The 23,986-nt window shown below is 35.2% G+C and carries 23 protein-coding genes; 16 read left to right on the top strand and 7 right to left on the bottom strand.

The window, feature by feature from the left end; genetic code table 11:
• Positions 1–112 precede the first annotated feature (112 nt).
• Positions 113–1,609 carry a histidine ammonia-lyase gene (hutH, locus tag PGC35_RS04245; protein ID WP_375218314.1) on the bottom strand — a complete coding sequence of 499 codons (1,497 nt, stop codon included), beginning with the start codon at positions 1,607–1,609 and terminating at the stop codon, positions 113–115.
• A gap of 242 nt (positions 1,610–1,851) precedes the next feature.
• Between hutH and PGC35_RS04240 the strand changes: the two genes are divergently transcribed.
• Positions 1,852–2,742 carry a DUF4349 domain-containing protein gene (locus PGC35_RS04240; RefSeq protein WP_375218313.1) on the top strand — a complete coding sequence of 297 codons (891 nt, stop codon included), beginning with the start codon at positions 1,852–1,854 and terminating at the stop codon, positions 2,740–2,742.
• 48 nt (positions 2,743–2,790) lie between these two features.
• Here the strand turns inward: PGC35_RS04240 and PGC35_RS04235 are convergent, their stop codons facing one another.
• Positions 2,791–2,964 carry a hypothetical protein gene (locus PGC35_RS04235; protein ID WP_375218312.1) on the bottom strand — a complete coding sequence of 58 codons (174 nt, stop codon included), beginning with the start codon at positions 2,962–2,964 and terminating at the stop codon, positions 2,791–2,793.
• 206 nt (positions 2,965–3,170) lie between these two features.
• Here PGC35_RS04235 and PGC35_RS04230 point away from each other — a divergent pair, with 206 nt between their 5' ends.
• The 3 genes from PGC35_RS04230 to PGC35_RS04220 all read left to right on the top strand — a co-directional run bounded on the left by PGC35_RS04230 (position 3,171) and on the right by PGC35_RS04220 (position 7,749).
• Positions 3,171–5,066 carry a PrkA family serine protein kinase gene (locus PGC35_RS04230; protein ID WP_053590773.1) on the top strand — a complete coding sequence of 632 codons (1,896 nt, stop codon included), beginning with the start codon at positions 3,171–3,173 and terminating at the stop codon, positions 5,064–5,066.
• Between the two features lie 107 nt (positions 5,067–5,173).
• A complete protein-coding gene (gene yhbH, locus PGC35_RS04225; protein ID WP_056828590.1) occupies positions 5,174–6,328 on the top strand; it encodes a sporulation protein YhbH in 1,155 nt (384 codons plus the stop codon).
• A 17-nt stretch (positions 6,329–6,345) separates the two neighbouring features.
• Positions 6,346–7,749: a SpoVR family protein gene (locus tag PGC35_RS04220; protein ID WP_056828588.1), complete on the top strand. Its 1,404-nt coding sequence runs from the start codon at positions 6,346–6,348 to the stop codon at positions 7,747–7,749.
• Positions 7,750–7,826: 77 nt separating this feature from the next.
• Here the strand turns inward: PGC35_RS04220 and PGC35_RS04215 are convergent, their stop codons facing one another.
• Positions 7,827–8,456 carry a nitroreductase family protein gene (locus tag PGC35_RS04215; protein WP_375218311.1) on the bottom strand — a complete coding sequence of 210 codons (630 nt, stop codon included), beginning with the start codon at positions 8,454–8,456 and terminating at the stop codon, positions 7,827–7,829.
• Between the two features lie 132 nt (positions 8,457–8,588).
• Between PGC35_RS04215 and PGC35_RS04210 the strand changes: the two genes are divergently transcribed.
• The gene (locus tag PGC35_RS04210; RefSeq protein WP_375218310.1) at positions 8,589–8,939 is read left to right on the top strand and encodes a winged helix-turn-helix transcriptional regulator; all 351 of its coding nucleotides are present in this window, start codon (positions 8,589–8,591) and stop codon (positions 8,937–8,939) included.
• 59 nt (positions 8,940–8,998) lie between these two features.
• Here the strand turns inward: PGC35_RS04210 and PGC35_RS04205 are convergent, their stop codons facing one another.
• Positions 8,999–9,385, bottom strand: a complete 387-nt coding sequence (locus tag PGC35_RS04205) for a winged helix-turn-helix transcriptional regulator (RefSeq protein ID WP_056828582.1) — start codon at positions 9,383–9,385, stop codon at positions 8,999–9,001.
• 190 nt (positions 9,386–9,575) lie between these two features.
• Between PGC35_RS04205 and PGC35_RS04200 the strand changes: the two genes are divergently transcribed.
• Together PGC35_RS04200 and PGC35_RS04195 are read left to right on the top strand one after the other, a co-directional pair.
• Positions 9,576–10,775: an MFS transporter gene (locus PGC35_RS04200; RefSeq protein WP_375218309.1), complete on the top strand. Its 1,200-nt coding sequence runs from the start codon at positions 9,576–9,578 to the stop codon at positions 10,773–10,775.
• A 69-nt stretch (positions 10,776–10,844) separates the two neighbouring features.
• Positions 10,845–11,684 (top strand): aldo/keto reductase, encoded by an 840-nt coding sequence (locus tag PGC35_RS04195; protein WP_375218308.1) that lies wholly within the window; start codon positions 10,845–10,847, stop codon positions 11,682–11,684.
• A 445-nt stretch (positions 11,685–12,129) separates the two neighbouring features.
• Here PGC35_RS04195 and PGC35_RS04190 read toward each other — a convergent pair whose 3' ends face one another.
• Complete coding sequence (locus PGC35_RS04190; RefSeq protein ID WP_375218307.1) at positions 12,130–13,011, bottom strand: SDR family oxidoreductase; 882 nt, start codon at positions 13,009–13,011, stop codon at positions 12,130–12,132.
• Between the two features lie 160 nt (positions 13,012–13,171).
• Between PGC35_RS04190 and PGC35_RS04185 the strand changes: the two genes are divergently transcribed.
• The 3 genes from PGC35_RS04185 (at position 13,172) to PGC35_RS04175 (ending at position 15,402) form a co-directional block, all read left to right on the top strand.
• The gene (locus tag PGC35_RS04185; RefSeq protein ID WP_056828574.1) at positions 13,172–13,891 is read left to right on the top strand and encodes a gamma-glutamyl-gamma-aminobutyrate hydrolase family protein; all 720 of its coding nucleotides are present in this window, start codon (positions 13,172–13,174) and stop codon (positions 13,889–13,891) included.
• 170 nt (positions 13,892–14,061) lie between these two features.
• Positions 14,062–15,171, top strand: a complete 1,110-nt coding sequence (locus PGC35_RS04180; RefSeq protein ID WP_375218306.1) for a threonine aldolase family protein — start codon at positions 14,062–14,064, stop codon at positions 15,169–15,171.
• A 45-nt stretch (positions 15,172–15,216) separates the two neighbouring features.
• Positions 15,217–15,402: a hypothetical protein gene (locus tag PGC35_RS04175; RefSeq protein WP_053590762.1), complete on the top strand. Its 186-nt coding sequence runs from the start codon at positions 15,217–15,219 to the stop codon at positions 15,400–15,402.
• A gap of 37 nt (positions 15,403–15,439) precedes the next feature.
• On the opposite strand, the gene PGC35_RS04170 is transcribed toward PGC35_RS04175, so the two are convergent.
• Entirely contained in the window at positions 15,440–16,702 is a 1,263-nt protein-coding gene (locus tag PGC35_RS04170; protein ID WP_275788540.1) for an Nramp family divalent metal transporter, read from the bottom strand.
• Between the two features lie 283 nt (positions 16,703–16,985).
• On the opposite strand from PGC35_RS04170, the gene PGC35_RS04165 reads away from it, so the two are divergent.
• The 3 genes from PGC35_RS04165 to PGC35_RS04155 all read left to right on the top strand — a co-directional run bounded on the left by PGC35_RS04165 (position 16,986) and on the right by PGC35_RS04155 (position 19,251).
• Entirely contained in the window at positions 16,986–17,858 is an 873-nt protein-coding gene (locus PGC35_RS04165; RefSeq protein WP_375218305.1) for a patatin-like phospholipase family protein, read from the top strand.
• Between the two features lie 82 nt (positions 17,859–17,940).
• Positions 17,941–18,354 carry a pyridoxamine 5'-phosphate oxidase family protein gene (locus tag PGC35_RS04160; protein WP_275788537.1) on the top strand — a complete coding sequence of 138 codons (414 nt, stop codon included), beginning with the start codon at positions 17,941–17,943 and terminating at the stop codon, positions 18,352–18,354.
• Between the two features lie 288 nt (positions 18,355–18,642).
• Complete coding sequence (locus PGC35_RS04155) at positions 18,643–19,251, top strand: protein kinase family protein (protein ID WP_375218304.1); 609 nt, start codon at positions 18,643–18,645, stop codon at positions 19,249–19,251.
• A 24-nt stretch (positions 19,252–19,275) separates the two neighbouring features.
• Here PGC35_RS04155 and PGC35_RS04150 read toward each other — a convergent pair whose 3' ends face one another.
• Positions 19,276–20,079: an EcsC family protein gene (locus tag PGC35_RS04150; protein ID WP_375218303.1), complete on the bottom strand. Its 804-nt coding sequence runs from the start codon at positions 20,077–20,079 to the stop codon at positions 19,276–19,278.
• Between the two features lie 143 nt (positions 20,080–20,222).
• Here PGC35_RS04150 and PGC35_RS04145 point away from each other — a divergent pair, with 143 nt between their 5' ends.
• From PGC35_RS04145 to PGC35_RS04135, 3 genes are read left to right on the top strand one after another with little or no spacing between them, the layout of a single operon-like run.
• Positions 20,223–21,683 carry a spore germination protein gene (locus tag PGC35_RS04145; RefSeq protein WP_375218302.1) on the top strand — a complete coding sequence of 487 codons (1,461 nt, stop codon included), beginning with the start codon at positions 20,223–20,225 and terminating at the stop codon, positions 21,681–21,683.
• 25 nt (positions 21,684–21,708) lie between these two features.
• A complete protein-coding gene (locus PGC35_RS04140; RefSeq protein ID WP_375218301.1) occupies positions 21,709–22,788 on the top strand; it encodes a GerAB/ArcD/ProY family transporter in 1,080 nt (359 codons plus the stop codon).
• On the top strand, positions 22,785–23,897 hold the full coding sequence (locus PGC35_RS04135; protein WP_375218300.1) for a Ger(x)C family spore germination protein: 1,113 nt from the start codon (positions 22,785–22,787) through the stop codon (positions 23,895–23,897). The genes PGC35_RS04140 and PGC35_RS04135 overlap by 4 nt, the downstream gene beginning before the upstream one ends.
• Positions 23,898–23,986 lie beyond the last annotated feature (89 nt).

Here is a 23,986-nt window from a genome sequence, read left to right as displayed (position 1 = left end):
TGAAATGAAAGATAAACGTTTCTCCTTAAGATTTTAGGGGGGGTGTACACCACTTAAAAGAAACAAAGAAAACGGCGAATGATCGTTTTCCATTCGCCGTTTTCTTATTTAACTATATTGTTATAGCTGTCTCTGATTTTAAGTATTTATTCAAGTTTTCTATATCTAAACTAAAGATCCTGTCTTTCGTAATGGAAGGAACAAATTCTCTTATATCATGCCATTTTTTAGACAGTGATGGAGCCATTAAATCTATACCTCGATATTCAATGCCTTGGATGGCACAAATTAATTCGATAGCAAGTACTCTTCGTGCATTTTGAATAATTTGGTTAGCATGTCGAGCGCCTATTGTTCCCATACTTACATGATCTTCTTGGTTTGCAGAAGAAGGAATAGAATCGACAGAAGCAGGATGAGCAAGTGTTTTGTTTTCTGATACTAAGCTTGCAGCCGCATATTGCATAATCATGGCACCGGATTGTAGTCCGGGTTGTGGACTTAAAAAGGGAGGAAGACCCTCATTCAATTGGGGGTTCACTAATCGTTCAATTCTACGCTCCGAAACGTTTGCTAGCTCTGCTATAGCAATCTTTAAGAAATCCATTGCAAAAGCGATTGGTTGCCCGTGAAAGTTGCCTCCAGAAATGACTAATTCACCATCATCAAAAATTAAAGGGTTATCTGTTGCAGCATTCATTTCAATTTCTAATTTTTCTTTGACATAACTTAGTACTTGCCAGCTGGCTCCATGAATTTGAGGGATACAGCGTAGAGAATATGCATCTTGTACACGTTTTTCTCCTTGCTTTGTAACAAGTTTGCTCCCTTCAAGCCATTGAAGAACACGTTTTGCAACAGATATTTGCTCAGGATATCCACGTGCCTCGTGGATTGCAGGATGAAAAGCGTCTGTTATTCCTTGAAGTGCTTCAATCGTCATAGAAGCAATCCACTCACTTTGGTATGCAAGTGTTTCTGATTCCAACCAGTTTACTACTCCTTGTGCAGTCATTGCTTGGGTTCCATTGATAAGTGCAAGACCTTCTTTTGCTTCAAGAACAATAGGTGTCAAGTTATGTTTAGCCCATATTTCATTAGAAGGGACATGTTTATCTCCATCCCAAACAAAACCTTCACCAATTAAAACCAGTGCTAAATGTGAAAGGGGAGCTAAATCACCCGATGCCCCGAGAGAACCTTGCTGAGGAATTACAGGGTGAATATGATTATTTACCATGAATGCAAGTCGTTCAAGTACCTCAAGTCGAATTCCAGAAAATCCTTTTAATAAGGCATTTAGGCGTAGAATAACCATTGCACGAGACACTATTTCATCAAATGGTTGCCCGATACCACATGCATGGGAACGTATGAGATGGAGCTGTAGCGCATGAACATCCTCTTCCTCAATGCTAACATCACTAAATTTACCAAAACCAGTATTAATACCATATACAGTGCTCTTCTCTTTTACGATTCTTTCAACAGCTTTCCGGCTATTTTGCACTAGTTCTATTGCTTTTTGATCCAATTTCACTTCTTTTGTTTGATATAAAATGGCTCTCATATTTTCTAATGTAAGCCCATGTCCTTTTAATATTATCATTTTAGATCACAATCTTTCTTTTTTAAGTTAATGTCCATGAAAACCCTCCTTAATTCTTATCTATATTCTATCTAAATATTTCAATAAATTAAGTGTTTTTGTGAAAAAAGTAAAAATTTCTCATCTGCTAATTTGGTGCATCATTAGCATAGTAGACTGATAAATAGAAAAATTTTCTAGATATTGTGTAACGATTCTTAGCCGAAATCGTCTGATTGTTCAAAGATAGGGGGCAAATGGCAATGAAAAAAATAGTTTTGCTATTATTTTTTATCGGTTTATTTGGTTTTCTCATCGCTTGTAGCAATAAGGAGATGGCAGAAGAAATTAAAACAGAGGAAGCGAACGACTCTGCTATCTACTCTGTCAAAGAGGAGAAGAGTTCACTCGAAGTGGTAGAAGAGGATAGACCAGTGGATGATTCAGAAGTTATATCTGAAACTTCAACTGAGCGTATGATTATTCACAAAGCAATTATTAAGGCAAATGTAAAAGAACTCGCGAAGGCGCAGAATAATATTGAACAAAAGGTTAAAAAGTATGGTGGATATATTGTGAGTTCGGATGTGTATCAGGAAGATGATCTATCAAGTAGTGGTAATATAATTGTTCGAATTCCAGAACATTATTTTGAAACTTTCTTATCCGAAGCAGAGGGAGAAGCTTCAAAAGTGATAGAACGTAATGTTACTGGTCAGGATGTGACCGAGCAATTTGTCGACTTAACCTCTCGCATCAAATCGAAGAGAGTTGTGGAGGAACGTTTGCTAACATTTATGGAAAATGCAGAGAAAACCGAGGATTTATTGAAAATTTCGTCTGATTTAGCGAACGTTCAAGAAGAAATTGAAGTCCTAGTTGGTAAGGTTAACTATTTAGAAAATCAAACATCTTTTTCAACAATCGAAATAGCCTTGTATGAAAACCGTGTAATCGTTCCTGAGATAGAAAACAAAGATTTAAATACATGGGAAAAAACAAAGAAGCAATTTGTCACGAGTACTAATGTGATATTGACTGCTGGCTCGGGAGTTATTGTATTTTTCATTGGGAACTTACCTGTGCTCCTCATTTTGTGTGTTATAACTTTTGCTGTGTATTGGACGATAAAAAGAAAAAGAATAGAAAAATAATAAAATGCGGTGTTCTAAATTTATTTTAGAACACCGCATTTTTATAACTTATTCACCGTCTTTGTCTTCCTCTTCCATTTCTTGATCTACATCTTCTTCCATATTGTCATCCACATCTGATTCATTTTCACCGTCTCCACAACCAGCCAATAAACCTACTGAAAGAAATGCAGCAGCACCGATTTTCCACCATTTTTCCCCTGCAATTGATTTCATCGTCATAATAATTCCTCCAATTCTACAATTAGTGGTGTTTCGACATACTTACTGAGTAGATACCCTAAAACAAATTGATATTAAACATAAATCGTAATTAAATAATGTGTAGTTCATGTAAGAAAGAATTAGCATCTACAAAATTAATAGGTATCATAAATTCTCTCTTTTCATACTATGTATAAAACAATGCCCCTGAATGGAGGGAATAAATGGATATTTTGAACAAGGTTAGGAACTACCGTGAAGAAGAGAGTAAACTTAAGTGGGAAGGCACGTTCGAGGAGTATTTAGCCATTGTGAGGGATAGACCAGAAGTTGCCCAAACTGCACATTCTCGTGTATATAACATGATTAAAAGCTCAGGGCTAACGGAGAGAGATGGACTTAAGATGTACCATTTCTTTGGGAAAGAAATATTTGGATTAGAGACAGCGATTGAACGCTTGGTAGAAGAATATTTTCATCCAGCTGCAAAAAGATTAGACGTTCGAAAACGAATTCTTTTATTGATGGGACCTGTTAGTGGAGGTAAATCCTCCATTGTTACATTGTTAAAACGAGGACTAGAGCAGTATTCTAGAACTGATGAGGGAGCAGTTTATGCTATACAAGGGTGCCCTATGCATGAAGATCCGCTCCACCTAATTCCACAACATTTACGGGAAGATTTTGTAGATGAATATGGAATCCGTATTGAGGGTAGTTTGTCGCCACTTAATACGATGAGACTAGAAAAAGAATACGATGGACGAATTGAAAATGTTAGAGTAGAGAGAATTTTTTTCTCAGAAGACAAACGGGTCGGAATAGGAACATTTACTCCATCTGATCCTAAGTCGCAAGATATCGCTGATTTAACAGGGAGTATCGATTTTTCAACAATTGCAGAGTTTGGCTCAGAATCAGATCCACGTGCATATCGTTTCGATGGTGAATTAAATAAAGCGAATCGTGGAATGATGGAATTTCAAGAAATGCTGAAACTAGATGAAAAATTTCTATGGCATTTATTATCGTTAACGCAAGAAGGAAATTTTAAAGCAGGAAGATTTGCTTTAATTAGTGCTGATGAGTTGATAGTAGCGCATACAAACGAAACAGAATACCGTTCTTTTATTTCCAATAAAAAGAATGAAGCACTACATTCAAGAATTATCGTTATGCCTATTCCGTATAATTTAAAAGTAAGTCAGGAAGAACGCATATATGAAAAAATGATTAAGGAAAGTGATATGACGCATGTTCATATTGCACCCCATGCGTTAAGGGCAGCTGCTATCTTTTCCATTTTAACAAGACTGGAAGTTCCTAAAAAGCAAGGCATTGATATTGTAAAGAAAATGCGACTTTATGATGGAGAAAGCGTGGAAGGATTTAACGAAATTGATGTGGAGGAATTGAAAAAGGAAACTGTGAACGAGGGAATGCATGGAATAGATCCACGTTACGTCATTAATAGAATTTCTTCTGCAATCATACGGAAGGAAATCCCTTCTATTAATGCGTTGGACGTATTAAGAGCTTTAAAAGAAGGTCTTGATCAACATGCATCTATATCACAAGAAGATCGTGAAAAATACATGAATTACATTGCTATTGCCAGAAAAGAATATGATGAAATCGCGAAAAAAGAAGTTCAAAAAGCGTTTGTTTATTCATATGAAGAGTCAGCCATTTCCTTAATGAACAATTACTTGGATAATGTGGAGGCTTATTGTAATAAAAACAAAATGAGAGATCCACTTACGGGTGAAGAAATGAATCCAGATGAAAAATTGATGCGCTCGATTGAAGAACAAATTGGTATTTCAGAAAACGCGAAGAAAGCTTTTAGAGAGGAAATCCTAATTCGACTCTCTGCATATGCTAGAAAAGGAAAACGTTTTGAATATAATTCTCATGAACGTTTGCGTGAAGCTATTCAAAAGAAACTTTTTGCAGATTTAAAAGATGTTGTGAAAATAACCACTTCTTCTAAAACCCCAGATGAGACTCAGCTGAAGAAGGTAAATGAGGTTGTTGCAAGACTAATAGATGAACATGGCTATAATTCCACTTCAGCAAACGAGTTATTGCGGTATGTAGGTAGTCTACTCAACAGGTAATAAAGAAGAACAAGACTGATTTTTATATTGGTCTTGTTTTTTTATATACATTGGCAATAACTTTGAGTAGCTGGCATATGATAAACAATAGGTAGGTGTTGATGAAAATGAATGAAAAACAAGAGAATCATTACGTCATCTCACAGGAAAACTGGTCATTGCACCGTAAAGGTTACCAAGATCAGCAACGTCATATGGATAAAGTGAAAGAAGCTATTAAAGACAATTTACCAGACTTGATCAGTGAAGAAAGCATTATTATGTCAAATGGACGAGAAGTAATTAAAATACCAATTCGTTCATTGGATGAATATAAGATTCGTTACAACTATGATAAAACCAAACATGTTGGCCAAGGGGATGGCGACAGTCAGGTAGGAGATGTGATTGCTCGTGATTCCGGTGAAGGAGAACAGGCTTCCGGTCAAGGAAAACAAGCTGGAGATAAAGCAGGAAAAGACTATTACGAGGCAGAAGTGACTATAGCAGAATTAGAAAGCGTACTTTTTAAAGAGATGGAATTACCGAATTTACAGCAAAAAGAACAGGCAAACATTATAACGGATAAAGTCGAATTTAATGATATACGTAAAAAAGGACTTATGGGAAATATCGATAAGAAGCGTACAATAATGACTGCTATTAAAAGAAATGCGATGAAAGGGAAAGCAGAAATTTCACCACTTCATAATGATGATTTACGTTTTAAAACATGGGATGAAGTGACAAAACCAGAGTCAAAAGCAGTTGTCCTTGCGATGATGGACACGAGTGGATCGATGGGTGCTTTTGAGAAGTATTGTGCAAGAAGTTTCTTTTTTTGGATGGCTCGATTTTTAAGATCGAAATATAAATCCGTAGATATTGAATTTATAGCACATCATACGGAGGCTAAAGTTGTAACGGAAGAGGCATTTTTCTCGAAAGGTGAAAGCGGTGGAACAATTTGTTCATCTGCATATTACCAGGCACTAGCACTGATTGAAGAAAAGTATAGTCCTAATCAATTTAATATTTATCCTGTTCACTTTTCAGACGGTGAAAATATGACAAGTGACAATGAAAAATGTATGAAGCTTGTAACCCAACTAATGGAAGTATCTAGTATGTTTGGGTATGGAGAAGTGAATCCCCATAGCCGATATTCTACGTTAATGAATACGTATAAAACAATTAATGACCCAAAGTTCCGCCATTATGTATTAAAGGATAAAAAAGATGTATATGAAGCTTTGAAAAGTCTTTTTAAAGTGCCAAAATAACAGAAAGGAGACAATGAATGGATACGAAGCTTCATCATGCAATTGCGGAGATTACGGAAATTGCCTCTGGATTTGGCCTTGATTTTTATCCGATGCGCTATGAAATCTGTCCTGCTGATATTATCTATACATTTGGAGCATACGGCATGCCAACTCGCTTTACGCATTGGAGCTTTGGAAAGCAATTTCACAAAATGAAGATCCAATACGATTTTGGATTAAGCCAAATTTATGAGCTAGTTATTAATTCGAATCCTTGTTATGCATTTTTGCTTGATACGAATAGTTTAATACAAAATAAACTTATTATCGCCCATGTGCTAGCGCATTGTGACTTTTTTAAAAATAATGTTCGTTTTTCTAACACAAGAAGAGATATGGTTGAAAGTATGACAGCAACAGCAGAAAGAATTGCGAATTACGAAATGATTTATGGGAAAGAAGAAGTAGAAAGCTTTCTTGATGCAGTATTGGCTATCCAAGAACATATTGATCCATCCATTATTAGACCTAAACTGCCGGAATATGATTTGCAAGAGGAAGAGGAAGAAAAAGAAGACCTACGCAGAACACCTTATGATGATTTATGGAATATAGATCAATCATCCGTTAATAAAAAACCTTTAAATATTAAGAGAAAAAAGTTTCCCCCTAATCCTGAAAAAGATTTATTGTTGTTTATTCAAGAGTACAGTCGTGAATTGGAGGATTGGCAAAGGGATATTTTAACAATGATGCGAGAAGAAATGCTTTATTTCTGGCCGCAATTAGAAACGAAAATTATGAACGAGGGTTGGGCTTCTTATTGGCATCAACGAATTTTAAGAGAAATGAATTTAACTACAGATGAAACGATAGAGTTTGCTAAATTAAATGCAAACGTAGTCCAGCCATCAGCGACGACTATTAATCCATACTATTTAGGGTTGAAAATTTTTGAAGACATTGAAAAGAGATATAATCAGCCATCAGAGGAAATGAAAAGATTGGGGATTAAGCCTGATTCGGGGAGAGAAAAGATTTTTGAAGTAAGAGAAATCGAATCGGATATTTCGTTTATACGAAATTACTTAACGAAGGATTTAATGAAGCAGGAAGATTTATATTTGTTTGAGAAAAAGAATGGGAACTATCAAATTACGGATAAAGATTATGAACATGTACGAGATCAACTAGTTTCCATGCGAGTTAATGGAGGCTTTCCATACATTGTGGTGGAAGATGGTGATTATTCACGAACTGGGGAACTGTACTTAAAGCATGGATATGAGGGGATGGAGCTAGACCCTCACTATTTAGAAAATGTATTACCTTATATTTATCAACTATGGGGGCGTGCTGTATTTTTGGAAACATATGTAGAGGAAAAGCCAACCCTCTATTCATATGATGGAAAAAAGGTTTCTAGAAGTACTATATAAATGAAAAACAAAATAATCATTTAAAAACGAGATTCCATTAATTTGGAATCTCGGCTAATATTGCATAAATGCTTTTCTTAAATAAATTGAACAAACTCATTTAGAGGTAGACGGGATGAACCATATGCTGGTGCAGCTGCCTTACCTATTGCAATAAGAACAACAGGAAAAATGTGCTCGGGTAAATCGAATCTTTCTACAAATTTCGTTTTATCAAATCCACCCATAGTAACGGTGTCATATCCTTTTTCTTTTGCGACTAACATTAGCTGCATGGAAATGAGACCTGCGTCAAAGGTTGCTATATTTTTTCTCACTTCAAGTGAAGCATATGGATAAGATCGATTTGTGCTAGTGATCATTAAATCCTTCGTAGTCTCATCCATATGATCTTCAGCTACATTTTGGGAATATATTTGTTCTACATTTTTGTACATTTCAGCATTCCCTAATACTGCTATAACTGCAGAAGAAGTTTCAACTTGTTCTTGGTTATTCGCTATCGCGCGAAGCTCTACTTTTGTTTTGTCATCTTGAATGACAAGGAATTTCCATGGCTGGAGGTTACTAGAAGAAGGAGCGCTTGTCGCCTCTTTAATAATTTCTTCAATTGTTTTCTGTGGAATTTTATGAGTGGGATCGTACACTCTAACTGATTTTCTTGCATGCATAATTGTATACAAATTTGAATCGTTTACTGTAGACATATTGTTTCCTCCTGAAACTTACTATTAGTAAGTTTATTCGAAAGTAAGCTTACCATTAGTAAGTTTATGCGTCAACTATAAAATCTTATATGATACAATAAAATAAAAGTGATAATAATGGAGGGTTTTTCATTGGATAAACCTAAAGATACATGTAGCAACTATTGTAGCAACTATCATCAAGCGATTGAATTTATGGGCAAGCGTTGGATGGGGATGATTATTTACACATTATTATCAGGCTCCAAACGCTATAACGAAATTCTCGCTAATATTCCAGGCATTTCTGATCGATTACTTACAGAAAGACTAAATGATTTAGTCGAGGCCAAGTTAGTAAATAAAAAATTTCTCGAATCCTCAACCAAAAAAGTGGAATATGAGCTAACTGCAAGCGGTATTGCCTTTAAAGAAGTGATTGGATCATTACAGAAATGGATTGAAATTTGTGAAATTGAAAAGCAATCTCAAGATTCAAAGTAAAAGTACTAAACCAGTGTAGCTTATTACTTTGGACAATTCGGATAAAAAACGAGGTTCCATTAAGTTGGAATCTCGTTTTTAAGTTTGTCATTTAATATACTGTCCTCCAAGACAGAAAATTTATCTCCATATACTTTTGTAATATGAACCTCTCCCCAGGCACATAATGCATCTAAAATACTCCCAAGGCTTTGACCATACTCACTCAATTCATACTCTACCTTTGGTGGTACTTGATTGTAAGCAATACGATTAATTACCCCATCGGCTTCAAGTTCTCTTAACTGCTGCGTTAGCATTTTCTGTGTAATGTCAGGCATAAGACGTTTCAATTCACTTGTCCTTTTCTTCCCATGAGTAAGATGGCAGAGAATAACACATTTCCACTTCCCTCCGATTACTTCTAATGTTGCTTCAACGGATATATTATATTTCTTTTTTTTCATTCAATACCTCTTTCTAAAGGAACTAAAAAGTACCTATATAACTTTTTGGTGTCTATATTACTTGAAAGTGCGTACTTTTCTTTTAAATCTCTATGAACCATAATAACATCTGCTGGTGTATTTACACTATGTTTATATTTTGTACTCCGGAGATTTATTCATACAGCACACTCAAGAAAGGAAGAGAGAAATGAGTTTAGATAAAAAAAGAAGTATGTTTGCACTTCTAGCACTTGCAATTAGTGCATTTGCAATAGGAACAACAGAGTTTGTTAGCGTTGGACTCTTGCCTCTTATTTCTAAAGACTTGGATATATCACTTACAACAGCAGGTCTGACTGTTTCGCTTTATGCATTAGGAGTAATGATAGGAGCTCCAGTTTTAACATCCCTAACTTCAAAAATTCCTCGCAAATCATTACTGCTATGGATAATGATTGTATTTATCATAGGAAATAGTATTGCGGCAAGTGCAACAAGTGTTACAGTCTTATTAGTTGCCCGAGTTATTTCGGCATTTTCTCATGGAATATTTATGTCGATAGGTTCAACTATTGCCGCAGATTTGGTTCCTGAAAATCGTAGGGCGAGTGCAATTTCCATCATGTTTACGGGACTAACCGTTGCTACGATAACCGGAGTTCCGTTTGGTACATTTATCGGTCAACAGCTTGGCTGGCGTTTTGCATTTGTCCTAATCATTGTCATTGGTGTAATTGGTTTTATCGCAAATAGCGTTCTTGTTCCGTCAGATTTACGACAAGGTACTGTAACAACAATACGAGATCAGTTTAAGCTCATAACAAACGGACGTTTATTATTAGTATTATTTATTACAGCCTTAGGGTATGGTGGAACATTTGTTGTATTCACCTACCTAACTCCATTACTACAAGCTGTAACCGGATTTAAACAAGGCACAATAGCGATTATTTTGCTTGTATATGGTATTGCAATTGCAATAGGAAATATGATTGGAGGGAAGCTCTCGAATAAAAATCCAATTGGTTCTTTATTTTATATGTTTGTAGCACAAGCAATCGTGCTTCTAATTCTAACTATTACTGCACCATTTAAAATTGCTGGATTAATAACAATTATATTAATGGGCTTGTTTGCATTTATGAACGTGCCTGGACTTCAAGTATACGTTGTAATACTAGCAGAACGTTTTGTACCAAGTGCTGTTGACGTTGCTTCAGCAATGAACATAGCTGCTTTTAATGCAGGGATAGCAATTGGTTCGTATATAGGGGGAGTAGTGACAGATTCAATAGGTTTAATCCATACTGCTTGGATTGGAGCAATAATGGTTATAATAGCTGCAATTTTAACTGCTGTTAGTCGATTGCTGGAAACAAAAGATAAAAAACGATTAAACATATTGTAATAAGGGTAACTTTATATGGGCTTGAATGAACTTTGGCTGAAAACAAAAAATATCGGAGGTAATGAAACAATGCAAAATTTACAATCTACTACAACTTTGAATAACGGTGTGGAAATGCCTTGGTTAGGACTGGGAGTATTTAAGGTAGAAGAGGGACAAGAGCTAGTAAATGCAGTAAAAACTGCAATTACTCATGGCTATCGTAGTATTGATACCGCTACTGTATATGGTAATGAAGTCGGGGTTGGACAAGGTATCCGTAAAGCAATAGAAGAAGAGGGTGTTGCAAGAGAAGACCTTTTTGTTACTTCGAAAGTTTGGAACTCGGAGCTAGGATATGAAAAAACAATTGAAGCCTATGAAGAGAGCTTAACTAAACTAGGCTTAGATTACTTAGATTTATACCTTATTCATTGGCCGGTGGAAGGCAAATATAAGGATGCATGGAGAGCATTAGAAAAGCTTTATAAAGATGGACGAGTTAAAGCGATCGGTGTAAGTAACTTCCATATACATCATTTGAAGGATTTATTAACAGACGCAGAAATCAAACCTATGGTGAACCAAATAGAATATCATCCACGATTGACTCAAAAAGATTTACAAGTATTCTGTGAGCAACAAAATATTCAGATAGAAGCATGGTCGCCGCTTATGCAGGGACAATTGCTCGACAATGATGATTTGAAAAACATAGCGGCTAAATATGAAAAATCGGTGGCACAGGTTATTTTACGGTGGGACTTACAAAATGGAGTTGTTACAATTCCAAAGTCAACGAAGGAACATCGAATTGTTGAAAATGCAAACGTTTTTGATTTTGTATTAACAACAGAAGACATGGAGCGCATTAATCGTTTAAATCAAAATCATAGAGTAGGACCAGATCCTGATAATTTTGATTTTTAGGAAGCAATAGAAAGAAGTCTTTTCTTAGTAAAAAGACTTCTGAGGTTTTCGACCAATGGATAAATGAAGGAGAAATCAATCGTCAGCATCTCTATCTGTTCATGTTCATTAATTTGGTTTTTAATCATCATGATATTCAACACTTCAACGTTTTATAAGATTTAGAAACTCAACACTTTATAAATTTGCCAACACTAGTCGATTGGAGTGGAAGGCGCGAAGACTCCTACGGGAACAGCACGAGTCGAAGCACCCGGACTGAGCGTAGCGAGGGAGAAGGCTGAGGCCGTGCCCGTGGAAAGCGTAGCGCCTAAAACGGAAATCGACGATTTCTTACTATGTATTGTAAATAAAAAAAGACTATAGACAATTTCAAATTTCTTTGAGTTTGTCTACAGTCTGAGAAGTCTTTTCCATAGGAAAAGACTTCTTTTTGTTATTATTCTTATGAGCCGACAAAGTCACCGCCATCTACATGGATGGTCTGTCCAGTCATATAGCTGGAGTCGGAGGAGGCTAAAAATACATATGCTGGCGCGTTTTCAGCTGGTTGACCTCGTCTGCCTATCGGGGTATTGCCCCCATGCTCTTCCACTTTCTTTTTATCAAAAGTTGCTGGAATAAGCGGCGTCCAAATTGGTCCTGGAGCAACAGCATTTACACGTATTCCTTTCTCGACTAAGTTAAGTGCAAGTGACCGTGTGAAGGAAGTAATAGCCCCTTTTGTCGCTGAATAGTCAATAAGTTCCGGAGAACCATTATATGCAGTGATAGAAGAGGTGTTGACAATAGTATCTCCCTTTGTCATATGAGGGAGTGCAGCCTGTGTTAAATAAAACATGGCATAAATATTTGTAGAAAACGTTTCTTGTAATTGATCTGGCGTTATCTTTAAAAAGTCTTTTGTAGGAAACTGTTTTCCAGCGTTATTTACTAAGACATTTATCTGTCCAAATTTTTGAATCACTTGATCTACAACATTTTGACAATTCTCATCATCACTTAAATCTGTTTGTATTCTAAATGCTTTTACTCCGTATTCCTCTATATGCTTTATGGTTGTTTCAGCGTCATCTTGTTCATTTTCATCCAAATAAACAATGGCGACATTAGCTCCTTCTTTAGCAAAGGCTATAGAAACTGCTCGTCCAATCCCGCTATCACCACCTGTAACGAGCGCGACTTTCCCTTTTAATTTACCGGAACCTTTATAGTTTTTGTCGTCAAAAATAGGAGCAGGAGTCATTTCTTCCTCTACACCAGGTTGTTGCTTCTGAGTTTGTCCAGGGACTTCTTCATGAATTTTTTCATATTTATCCTTAGTCATTGGAATCCTCCTTCTAAATGTTATCTATCATATTCTTCCCTTAAAGAACTAAAACAAACTTATAATTAGCAAATAATTGGAAGGTAAATTTCGTTTTTATTAAATAAATAGGGGGTATATTAAATTAATGTAGTACATATGAAAGAACGGAGAATATTATATGAAACCAATCATTGGTATAACGGTAGAAGTAAAAGAGGATGGAAATTATTTTATGCCCTCAGTATATGGTCAAGCGATTTCACAAGCTGGAGGTATACCCGTATTAATTCCTTTAATTCCAGATATGGATATAGATGAGCTTTGTGAAAAAATCGATGGACTTTTTCTTACGGGGGGAGAAGATATAGACCCATCCTATTATGGTGCGGAACCAATAGTTCATCTAGGTAGAATCACACCCAAACTCGATGCAATGGAGTTTGCAACGGTACAGAAAATACTGGAGCTAAATAAACCTTATATAGGAGTTTGTCGGGGATTACATATGCTGAACATAGTTTCTGGAGGAACTCTATACCAGTCGATTCACTCCCAGCGAAAGGAGCCTGTTATTCAGCATTTACAAAAGGCTGAGCGAACACATAGGTCGCATACTGTAAAAGTAGAAAAAGATAGTCGTTTATATGAATTAGTGCAAGAAGAGGAATTTAAGGTGAATTCTTTTCACCACCAAGCAGTAAATGAAATAGGAAAAGATTTACGAGTAGTTGCAAAAGCAACGGATGGGATTATTGAATGCGTGGAAAGCACGAAGCACAATTTTGTATTCGGCTTTCAATGGCATCCCGAGGAATTTGCAATGGATGGGGACGAAGCCTCAAAAAGAATTTTCGAAGCATACATTCAAGCTGCATTAAAACGACAAGGCGAAAAGTAAACCTTTGAAAGAGAGATATCACTTAAAAAAGTGATATCTCTCTTTATTTTCTTATATGATAAAACTAGCAACAAGACAGAGAATTAGTGACAAACTAATGGTTTGATGATTTTTACAATATATTTATATAGAATTGTATGAATAAATAAAATAAAAGGGCGGAATTTAAAATGACGAAAATAAATAATCTGTTTGAATCATTCAGACAAACGCAGTATCAGATAAATGGACATGGAAAAAGAAATATACACGTTTTAAAAGAAGCGTTCCAAGAGGTAGACGACCATTTAGAGAGTGATATTTATGGGAATGGAAAGATTATTATAGATTTTCAAGAAAAGATGGCATCTTATTTAGGGAAAGAAACGGCTGTATTTTTCCCCAGTGGTACAATGGCCCAACAAATTGCATTACGTATATGGTGTGATAAAAAAGAATTGAAAAAAGTTGCCTATCATCCTTTATGCCATTTAGAGATTCATGAGGAAAACGGCTTAAAGGAATTACATCATATTGAACCTATTTTGTTAGCGGATAAAAATAGACTAATCAAATTAGATGATGTAGTAGATATGCAGCAGGATATTGCTTGCTTATTATTAGAACTGCCACAACGAGAAATCGGTGGTCAATTACCTGATTTCGAAACGCTTGAAGAAATTTCTAACTATTGTCGTAAAAAAGGGATTAAGCTACATTTAGATGGGGCAAGACTTTTTGAGGTTCTTCCTTTTTATAATAAAACAGCTGCTGAAATTTGTAGTCTTTTTGATAGTGTGTACGTTTCTTTTTACAAAGGTATCGGGGGTATTGCTGGAGCTATTCTTGCTGGGGAAAAGGACTTTACAGAGGAATCTAAGATTTGGAAAAGACGACATGGTGGTGATTTAATAAGCTTGTATCCGTATATTATAAGTGCGGATTATTATTTCAAAGAAAAATGTCCAAAAATGGAGCAGTATTACGAAGATGCAAAGGAATTAGCTTCTTTTTTTAACTCATGTCAAGCAATTTCTACAATTCCAAGAGAGCCTGTGTCTAATATGTTCCATGTCTACTTCCAGGCACCTAAAGTGGATATGGAAAAGGTTTTAATAGATGTATATGAACAAACGGGCATTGGTTTAACTGGGTATGTAAATAAAAAAACGAATAAAACTTGCTATTTCGAAGTGAATATAGGGGATCAATATGCAATGCTTCCAAAAGAAAAAGTGAAAAAAGTAATACAAATGATCGATGAGCAGATAATACGTTCTACATTCACTGAGATGGAATAAAAACCTGTCATTTGCACAAGTTATTCTTCATGGAGGTGAAAATTCATGACAAACAATAACAAAAACAAAAATAAACTTAAGAAAAGTAATACATTAGATCGGGAAGAATATGGATACGGGTACGATTTAAGTCCGGATGATTTAGATGTAAGAGGCATTAATGATGAGGCAGAGACAATTGCAGACAGTGAAAACAAAGTAAAGCCAACGAATAATAATCGTCATAAATAAAAGAAAACCCGTTTATATACAATAAACGGGTTTTCCATTACATAAATTTAGAGAATAGCTTAACTAACTCTTGTATTCCAAGATAGCCAAACATAATTAAACAACCAGTTAACACAGCATTTGGTACCCATTTGTTTCTAGACTCTATTGCTATTGTTTTTGAATTTAATAGGAGCAGTAAAGAAAGTGCTAAAAATGGCATGAATATAGCTCCAAGTGCTCCATAAAGAATGATCAGCTCAACTGGCTTCCCAAAGTAGAATAAAATCATCGGTGGGAAAGTAAGCCAGAATAAATAAAAGCGGTATGCTGGGTCTTTAACAGATACTTCTTGTTTATTTTTTCGGATTGTTTTGATGAAATCCGCAAACAGATAGGGAACTCCATTCCATACTCCAAGCAGTGACGAATAGGCAGCGGACCAGAAAGCCACTAAGAACATCCATCTCATTGGTGTACCAAACTCAGCTCCTAGCATTTCGGAAAGTTTTATTAATCCTTCGTCATCTCGAATACTTACACCCGTTCCAGCTAAAAATTGTGCACCAATAATGAGACCTGCAAGAGTAAATAAACCAGTTAGAAAATATGCAATTTTTGCATCTGTACGCATTGCTGCGATCCACTGTTTACCGTTCCAACCTTTCTCACGTAACCAATATCCATAGGAAGCCATCGTGATAGTTCCACCTACACCACCAATCAATCCAAGCATTAGGATGAAAGAACCTTGTGGAACTCGTGGCACGAAGCCAAATGCAAAGTCACCGAAGCTTGGTAAAAATAAAGCTGCTGTACCGATAATCGTGACAAACATAACAGCGATTAGAGCCGTCATAACTTTTTCAAAGAGAAGATATTTTCCTACCCAAATTAAAATAAATCCTACAATTGCATGAATGATAGACCAGGCCCAAACTGGCATAATAGGAAACATTGCGTGCATTGCCATGCCTGAAGTGGATGCGGCAGCAGCACCATAAACAAAGCCCCAAATGATTGAGTAGACTCCGAAATATCCTGTAGCCCACTTACCTAACTGTTGCCAGCCGTCTAAGATTGTCTGACCTGTTGCTAAATACCATCTTCCTACGCCTTCATTTAGAAAGTATTTTAAAACAGATCCAACAATAATTGCCCATACAAATGTCATACCAAATTGAGTGCCGAGTACAAGAGAAGTGATTAGATCTGCTGTTCCGGCTCCTGTAGCGGCAACGACAATTCCTGGGCCAATGTTTTTTAATTTTTCACCAAAAGTTCTAGGTGGAATTAGCTGTTGATTAATTTCCATTGTCATGTATGTTCCCCCTTTAGTTCATGTAACCCCTTACATTTCTCTAATGTCAAAAACATTTGCCTTAAAAAGTAGATTCATATTTTGTACGTATATCGTACAAAAGTACGCTTTTCGATAATAGATTTATTATAACGAAGCAAATAAATAATATCAATTAAAATTTTTAAATTAGTTAGATTTATCTAAAAGTGATGGAGTTGCAGATGTTTCAACAATTTTAGTTCTATTATTCCTATTTTTCTCTTAAAGTGTAACAACACCAAGAAAAAAGGGGGATAAAGATATGTTAATAGATGGGGTGTTTTCAGGAGGTGGATTAAAGGGTTTTGCCCTAGTCGGCGCATATCAAGTGTTAGAAGAGAAAGGTTACCGTTTCAAACGAGTTGCTGGAACAAGTGCGGGATCAATTCTAGCTGCTTTTATCGCTGCTGGTTTTTCAAGTAAAGAAATAGAAAATTTACTAGATGAGCTGGATACAAACACTCTACTGGATCCTCGAAAAACACTTCTTCCTATTCCGTTTATGAAATGGTTAAACTTGTATTGGCGTATGGGATTATATCAAGGAAAAGCATTAGAAAACTGGTTTTTAGAAAAACTTGCAATAAAAGGTGTTTATACATTTTCTGATTTACAACCAGGTTCACTAAAAGTAGTTGCCTCGGATCTGACGAATGGCAAAATGATTGTGATTCCTGACGACTTAGGAGATTATGGAATATCTGCTGACAGTTTTCCTGTTGCTCGAGCTATACGAATGAGCTGCGGGATTCCATTTTTCTTTGAACCGATCAAGTTAAAGACAGGAACTGGAGATACAATAGTAGTGGATGGTGGAGTGTTAAGTAACTTTCCCATGTGGATATATGATAATGGTAATAAGGAACGACCAGTCCTTGGTTTAAAGCTAAGTGGTAGCTCTGAGGATGCTCCAGGACATATAATAAACAATGGTCTACAGTTGTTCGAAGCTCTATTTTCAACAATGAAAAATGCACATGATGAAAGATACATTTCAAGAAAAATTGAAAAGAATATAATTTTTATTCCAGTGGAGGATTATAGTGCTACGCAATTTGATATGACGGAAGAAATGAAAAAGGATTTATTGGAAAAGGGACGTCAACGAGCTATTCAATTTCTGAAAATATGGTAATATTTCATTTCAAAATCAATGTTTAATTAAGATTATTTAAGGAATAATAAAAAGGAGATGAGTGGAAGGAGACGATTTATTTATGGCAAAAGAATTAGCACTTAAAATCTTAAACGATAGCAAAATTGGTACAATGGCGACTATACAGCAAAATAAACCACACTCCCGCTATATGACTTTCTTTAACGATGAATTTATCCTGTACACTGCGACTAGTAAAAAGACACACAAAGTGGAAGAGGTTCAAAAAAATCCGAACACGCATATTCTAATCGGGTACGAAGGTAAAGGACTAGGAGATTCTTTTTTAGAAATTGAAGGTACTGTAGAGGAATCCGATGAAGAAAATGTAAAGGAAAAAGTGTGGAATGCTGATTTAAAAGGTTGGTTTACAGGTCCGGATGATCCTGATCTGACTATCTTAAAAATAACTCCTACACAAGTTAGGGTAATGAACACAAAAGGGGAAGAGCCCCAGGTAGTCGAATTCAAATGATTGACTCTCCATTTGGAAACGCATATACTAAGCCTACAAAATAAAAAATATCTTCCGTTAAGGGGAGTAGCTATACGGCAAAGTCGTCAATACAGGAATAGATTCCTCGGCTTTGTTGGCAACGAAAGTTGTTAGCGAGACCTTACCAATTATTTGGTTAAGGTTTGTCTAAGAGACGATATGACCAAATATTGGTTATGTCGTTTTTTTTACGATTAGAAGCTACTTCCTCAGGTTGAGGAGATGAAGGAGTATTATTCCTTTTTATTATTTATTGGGGGTCACAGCTTGAATAATTATTATGCACTCGCGAGTTCAGTTATTATAAACGAAGAAAATCGACTTATTTCATATGATCAATCCTTAGAGCTTGTAGGGGTAGGAAGAAGTGCATTTGTTTTCAGAATAATATCAACAAACATTGCAATTAAAGTGTACTATCCAGACTTAATATTTGTTGCACAAGAGGAAGCAGAAATTTATCAACTGCTTCAAGGAATTGACTATTACCCTATTCTTTATGATTCAGGGGTCAATTATATAGTAATTGATTTCGTTGAAGGTGATACGATATTTGAGAATGTTACGCTTGGAAATGAAATAACCGCAGCCCAAGTAAAAGAAATTGATCTAGCACTATCGTTAGCTTCGAATAAAGGATTGAATCCCTCTGATATTCACTTACGTAACATTATTATTACACCAAATGGGGACATTAAGATTATTGATGTTGCTCGTTATAGACAATCAAAAGAATGTATGCGTTGGAATCATCTAAAAAAATTCCATAGACAGTTTTATAGAAAACGTTATTTTCCAAAGAAATTATCTGCTAGATTACTAGATGGTATTGGTATTTTATATAAAAAAGGACTTATACCATTTTATAGAGATTAAATGGCATAAGTCTTTGACTAGTTATTATAAATGATCGTTATTGTTTAGCCTCTCGCTGATTCTTCTTTTACGGTAAAGCATAATGCCGGCTTCTGCAATATCATTGACAGCGGAACGGTTGATAAAGGCACCAAAGACTAGTCCGGCTATTGGAATCATTTGAAATAACTTTTTCCAACCGAATTGATCTCTATAAGCAAAAACTACCTCACGCCAACCTTGCATCTCTGAAACAACCTCTCTTTTGATGGTCTCATCGTGATGATCAAACTTCGATAATTGTGAAATAATAGTTTGTTTTCCAACAATATCAGCGGACACAAATTGTAAGCATTTTATAATAAATAAACGTTCTATTTTGTCATTAGGATCGTAACCATAGCTAATGGCTATGTCCTGTAAAGTTTTTAACTGTAAACCTAAAAGGAGCGGAATATCCAGTGTAAGTGTAAAAATTCCTCCAATGCCGGTTCCAGCACCTTGAATAGTTGCGATGTTTTTTCTATTTTTCGTAAGATTGGCTACTGATTTGTCCATTAGAGAGACAGATAGTTTTTGTACATCTTCTAATGTTTCAACTCCTAAATCAGGATAATAAGATGGGATCTTAGATACAGAACTTAAATAGTTACCACCAGTTTGAACGTACTGACCAAGCTCGTCCAAAAGTACCCCTATTTTGTTTTGTATAAATTTAGGTGTCCATTTATCAATCATTTTAAAAGGGAGACGTCCGAGCTTTTCCCAAAACCATAAATCACTTTGATCTTTCTCCCAAGCCTCTACCTTTGTTAGTTCTTCTGTTAACCATTCTTTCGAATCTTTCACTTGACCGCTCGCCTCTTTCTTTTCTTATTTACTTGAACGAAATTCGTATGAAAAAGTTCAATTCACTTTTAGATCTTATGGAATACTATTATTTAAAATGGATAAACTAGTCATTAAAGCTTGAAGAAGGGTATGTGGTACTAATGAAAAATCGTAAGTTGGTACGTACCACAATAGGTCGGCCATCTCAAAAAAGAGAAGAAAATAAAACTAAAGCTAAACCGGAGCAACCAATTGATATTATCAAGCAGTATACCAGTCAAATTAATGATGTTATATATAAAAAAATACCTACCGATGAGGGATTAGTCACAGTTATTTATAGCAACTCACTCGTAGAGAAAATGACGTTACAAGCAATGGTTCTAATACCGCTTGCCAATCATTTAAATCAAATTCATCAAGTATCTGAAATGTTGGATACATCCAATGCCTCTGAGGTCACGTCAAAACTCATTTCAGGTTATACACTTTTGTATTTTCACGAAACTAAATTGTTGGTAAATATAGATACTTATAGTGCACCTACTCGGGCTATTACAAATACCGAGACAGAATCAACGGTTATAGGGCCACAAGATGCGTTTACGGAATCATTGGAAACAAATATATCATTAGTAAGAAGACGTATTCGTAATCCAATGTTAAAGAATGAAGATAGAACGATTGGATCGGAAACGAATACAAAGATTTCTATTCTATATATGGAGGACATCGTAAATAAAGAAAATCTTGAAAAGGTAAGAGGCAGAATTGATAAATTAAACCAACCTTATTTCACCGATATTTCTATATTAAAACAGCTTATAGAGGATAATCCCTTTTCACCTTTTCCACAGTTCTATATGTCGGTTAGGCCTGATAGCATAACACATTATTTAATCGATGGAAGAATTGCGATATTTATGGATAATAGCCAATCGGCACTTATTTGTCCTACATCCTTTTTAGAGATGTTTGTTTCCATTGAAGATTATTATAATCGTTGGACAACAGCTACTTTACTTCGTTTCCTTCGATTTTTTGGTTTTTTCTTAACCATAATGATAACTCCTATGTATGTATCGATATTAACGTTTCACCCAGAAATTTTTCCCTATGAACTTTTATTGAATTTACAGGAGTCTAGGGCAAAAGTTCCTTTTCCTCCTCTTTTTGAAGTTTTGTTTCTCGAGTTAATTATAGAAGTACTAAGGGAGGCTGGATCTAGAATGCCTGCAAAAGTTGGACAAACGATAGGTATCGTAGGAGGTATTGTTATTGGTACAGCTGCAGTGGAGGCAGGACTAATAAGTAATATTCTAATTGTATTAGTAGCAATCTCCGCATTACTATCATTTCTTCCTCCTATCTTTTTAATGAGTAATACAAGTAGATTTGTTCGATATATCTTTATTATTTCGGCAGGGATGTTTGGGTTAATGGGTCAAATGCTTGCGTTTGCTTGGTTAATCGCTCATCTACTAAGGTTAAATTCCTTAGGAACTCCTTTTATGTCACCGATTATACCAAGAAAAGCAGGGGACTTAAAGGATGGCATTTTTAGGTTTCCAATAGCTTTCCTTAAAAATAAAACAGGAATAGCAAGATCACAGAAAAAGTAAAATCAGTTTGGAGAGGTAGGTTAGGGTGAGTACAAACAAACGAAAGCTTTTGAATGGTTATCATGTAGTTTTCTTGGCGCAAAGTGCAATGTTTGGTACTGGAATCCTTTCACTTCCTCAACGGCTAAGTTCTTTAGGTTACAGTGAGGCATTTTTTCCATTAGTGCTAGGTGTAATTGCAAGTTTAACATTATGGCCAATGATATGGATTATGTCTAAATTTCCAAATGAAAATTTGTTTCGAATAAACGAGCTTTTGTTAGGTAAATGGATAGGTAAAAGTATAAATATATTTTTTGTTTTACAATTTACTTTGTTTCTAGCTGCAATCATCAGTAACTATATGCAGCTCATTCAAACTACTGCCCTGCCAGAACAAAAAATTACTCCCCCTGTATTTTTATTAATTTTGATTCTAATATACATTGTTCAAGGTGGCATAAAATCTATTGCACGATTTTGTATGATGGCATTTTTTTTAACATTACCTATGCTATATTTTTTACGATGGGCAATTGAAAAAGGAGATGTAAGTCATATTTTCCCTTTATTTAATTACAATTTCAAAGAAATGTTTGAAGCTTTACGAAAAGGATATTTATCTATTCTTGGGTATGAATTAATCTTGTTTTATTATCCTTATATTGTGAATCAAAAAAAGGCATTTAAACATGCATCTATTGGAATTTGGATAAGTATAATTCTTTGTCTCATAACAACATTTGTAAGTGTTATGTACTATTCAGAGTGGCAATTAAAAAATGTCGAATTCTCCGTGTTGCAATTGTTTAAAGCAGGTGAGCTTACTTTTATAGAAAGAATAGATATTATTGGAATGACGATGTGGGTATTTTTAGTTTTGTCATCATTGGCAGGATACCTATGGAGTGCGAAGAAAGGATTAGATTCCATTCGATCAAAAAAAAGCAAGCTTCATGTTTATATACTTACTACCGTTGTTTTTTTGATCATTATCTTCCCTTATTCTAATGAAATGAAGCAAAAACTATATGAAGGAAGCTTTTATGCAGGTTATCTGCTGGTAGTTTGGCCAATATTTTTGAGTATTGTACATGTACTTAGAAAAAAGAAGGTGCAACAATGAAAGGAAAATTAAAATTGCTTGCAATTACTTTCTGCTTTATATTCTTAGCAGGTTGTACAGAAAAAGAATTAAAAATACCTCTTGAAGATGTAGGCATGGTAGGAGTCTTAGCATTTGACTATATAGATGATGAGCAAACACAGATAACGGTAGCCATCCCGCAATACGATCCAGAAGCGAAGGAGCACACACAAATCTTCAGCGTTTCCACTGATTTGATATCAAAAGGAATAGTGGAAATAGAAGCACTTTCTGATAAAAAGATAGTACTAAATCAATTACGGGTTGTTCTTGTTAATGAGCAATTTGCACTTCAAGGGGATGTTCGTAATGCAATTCAACAGCTATATAGAAACGCTGAAGTTGGTAACAAAGTACTCATTGCAGTAGTTAAAGAAAGTGCAGAAGATATGCTGAAACAAGAATATCCAGATAAACCTAGCGTAATAATGTATTTAAACGATTTATTACAGCCTAGTGTTAATACAGCATTTAATCCAAATACGAATATTCATGATTTTATGTATACACAAACCAACCCTAATTTTGACTCTATCGCTCCATTCCTAAAAACTAAAGACGGGAAAATAGATATTGATGGCATTGCTTTATTTAAAGAAAAAAGGATGCTCAAAAGTTTATCTACAAATGAAGGGTTAATCATACAGGCGTTGCAAGGAAGAAAAAAACTGGCACCACTAAATATCGAGCTTAACAATGAAAACCAAAAAGAAAAATTATTGATTGACTTGATTGATAGTAAAGTAAAAATTAGAAGTAATAAAGATTTAAAAGCACCAAAATTGAACATTGTGCTAAAAATGTCAGGTACTTTAATAGAATATAGAGGCGAGAGAGAAAACAAGTTAAAAAGTATAGATAACATCGTTGACCTGGAAAAAGATGTGAATAAAAAAGTTGAACAAGACATTAGTAATTTTTTGGAGGAAATTAAAAAACTAGAAGTGGACCCAATAGGTTTAACTGAAAATTTTCGAATGCACTACAAAGGAAATTGGGACAAGGAATTAACAAATGAAACCATTAGTAAGTTAGAGTGGGATATTCAAGTGGATACTTCTATTTTGAGTACTGGGATTTTAAGATAATTTGTAAGAGAAGTACTAAATATCAACAGTAGGAAAAGTTCGGTTAAAACAATCCGGGCTTTTTTCTTTTTTAAGAATAAGTATTGTAT

This window comes from Psychrobacillus sp. PGGUH221, from assembly GCF_042055255.1.
GTDB lineage: Bacteria > Bacillota > Bacilli > Bacillales_A > Planococcaceae > Psychrobacillus.
The sequence above is the reverse complement of the archived record's forward strand: the minus strand, read 5'-3'. Positions and strand labels throughout refer to the sequence as shown.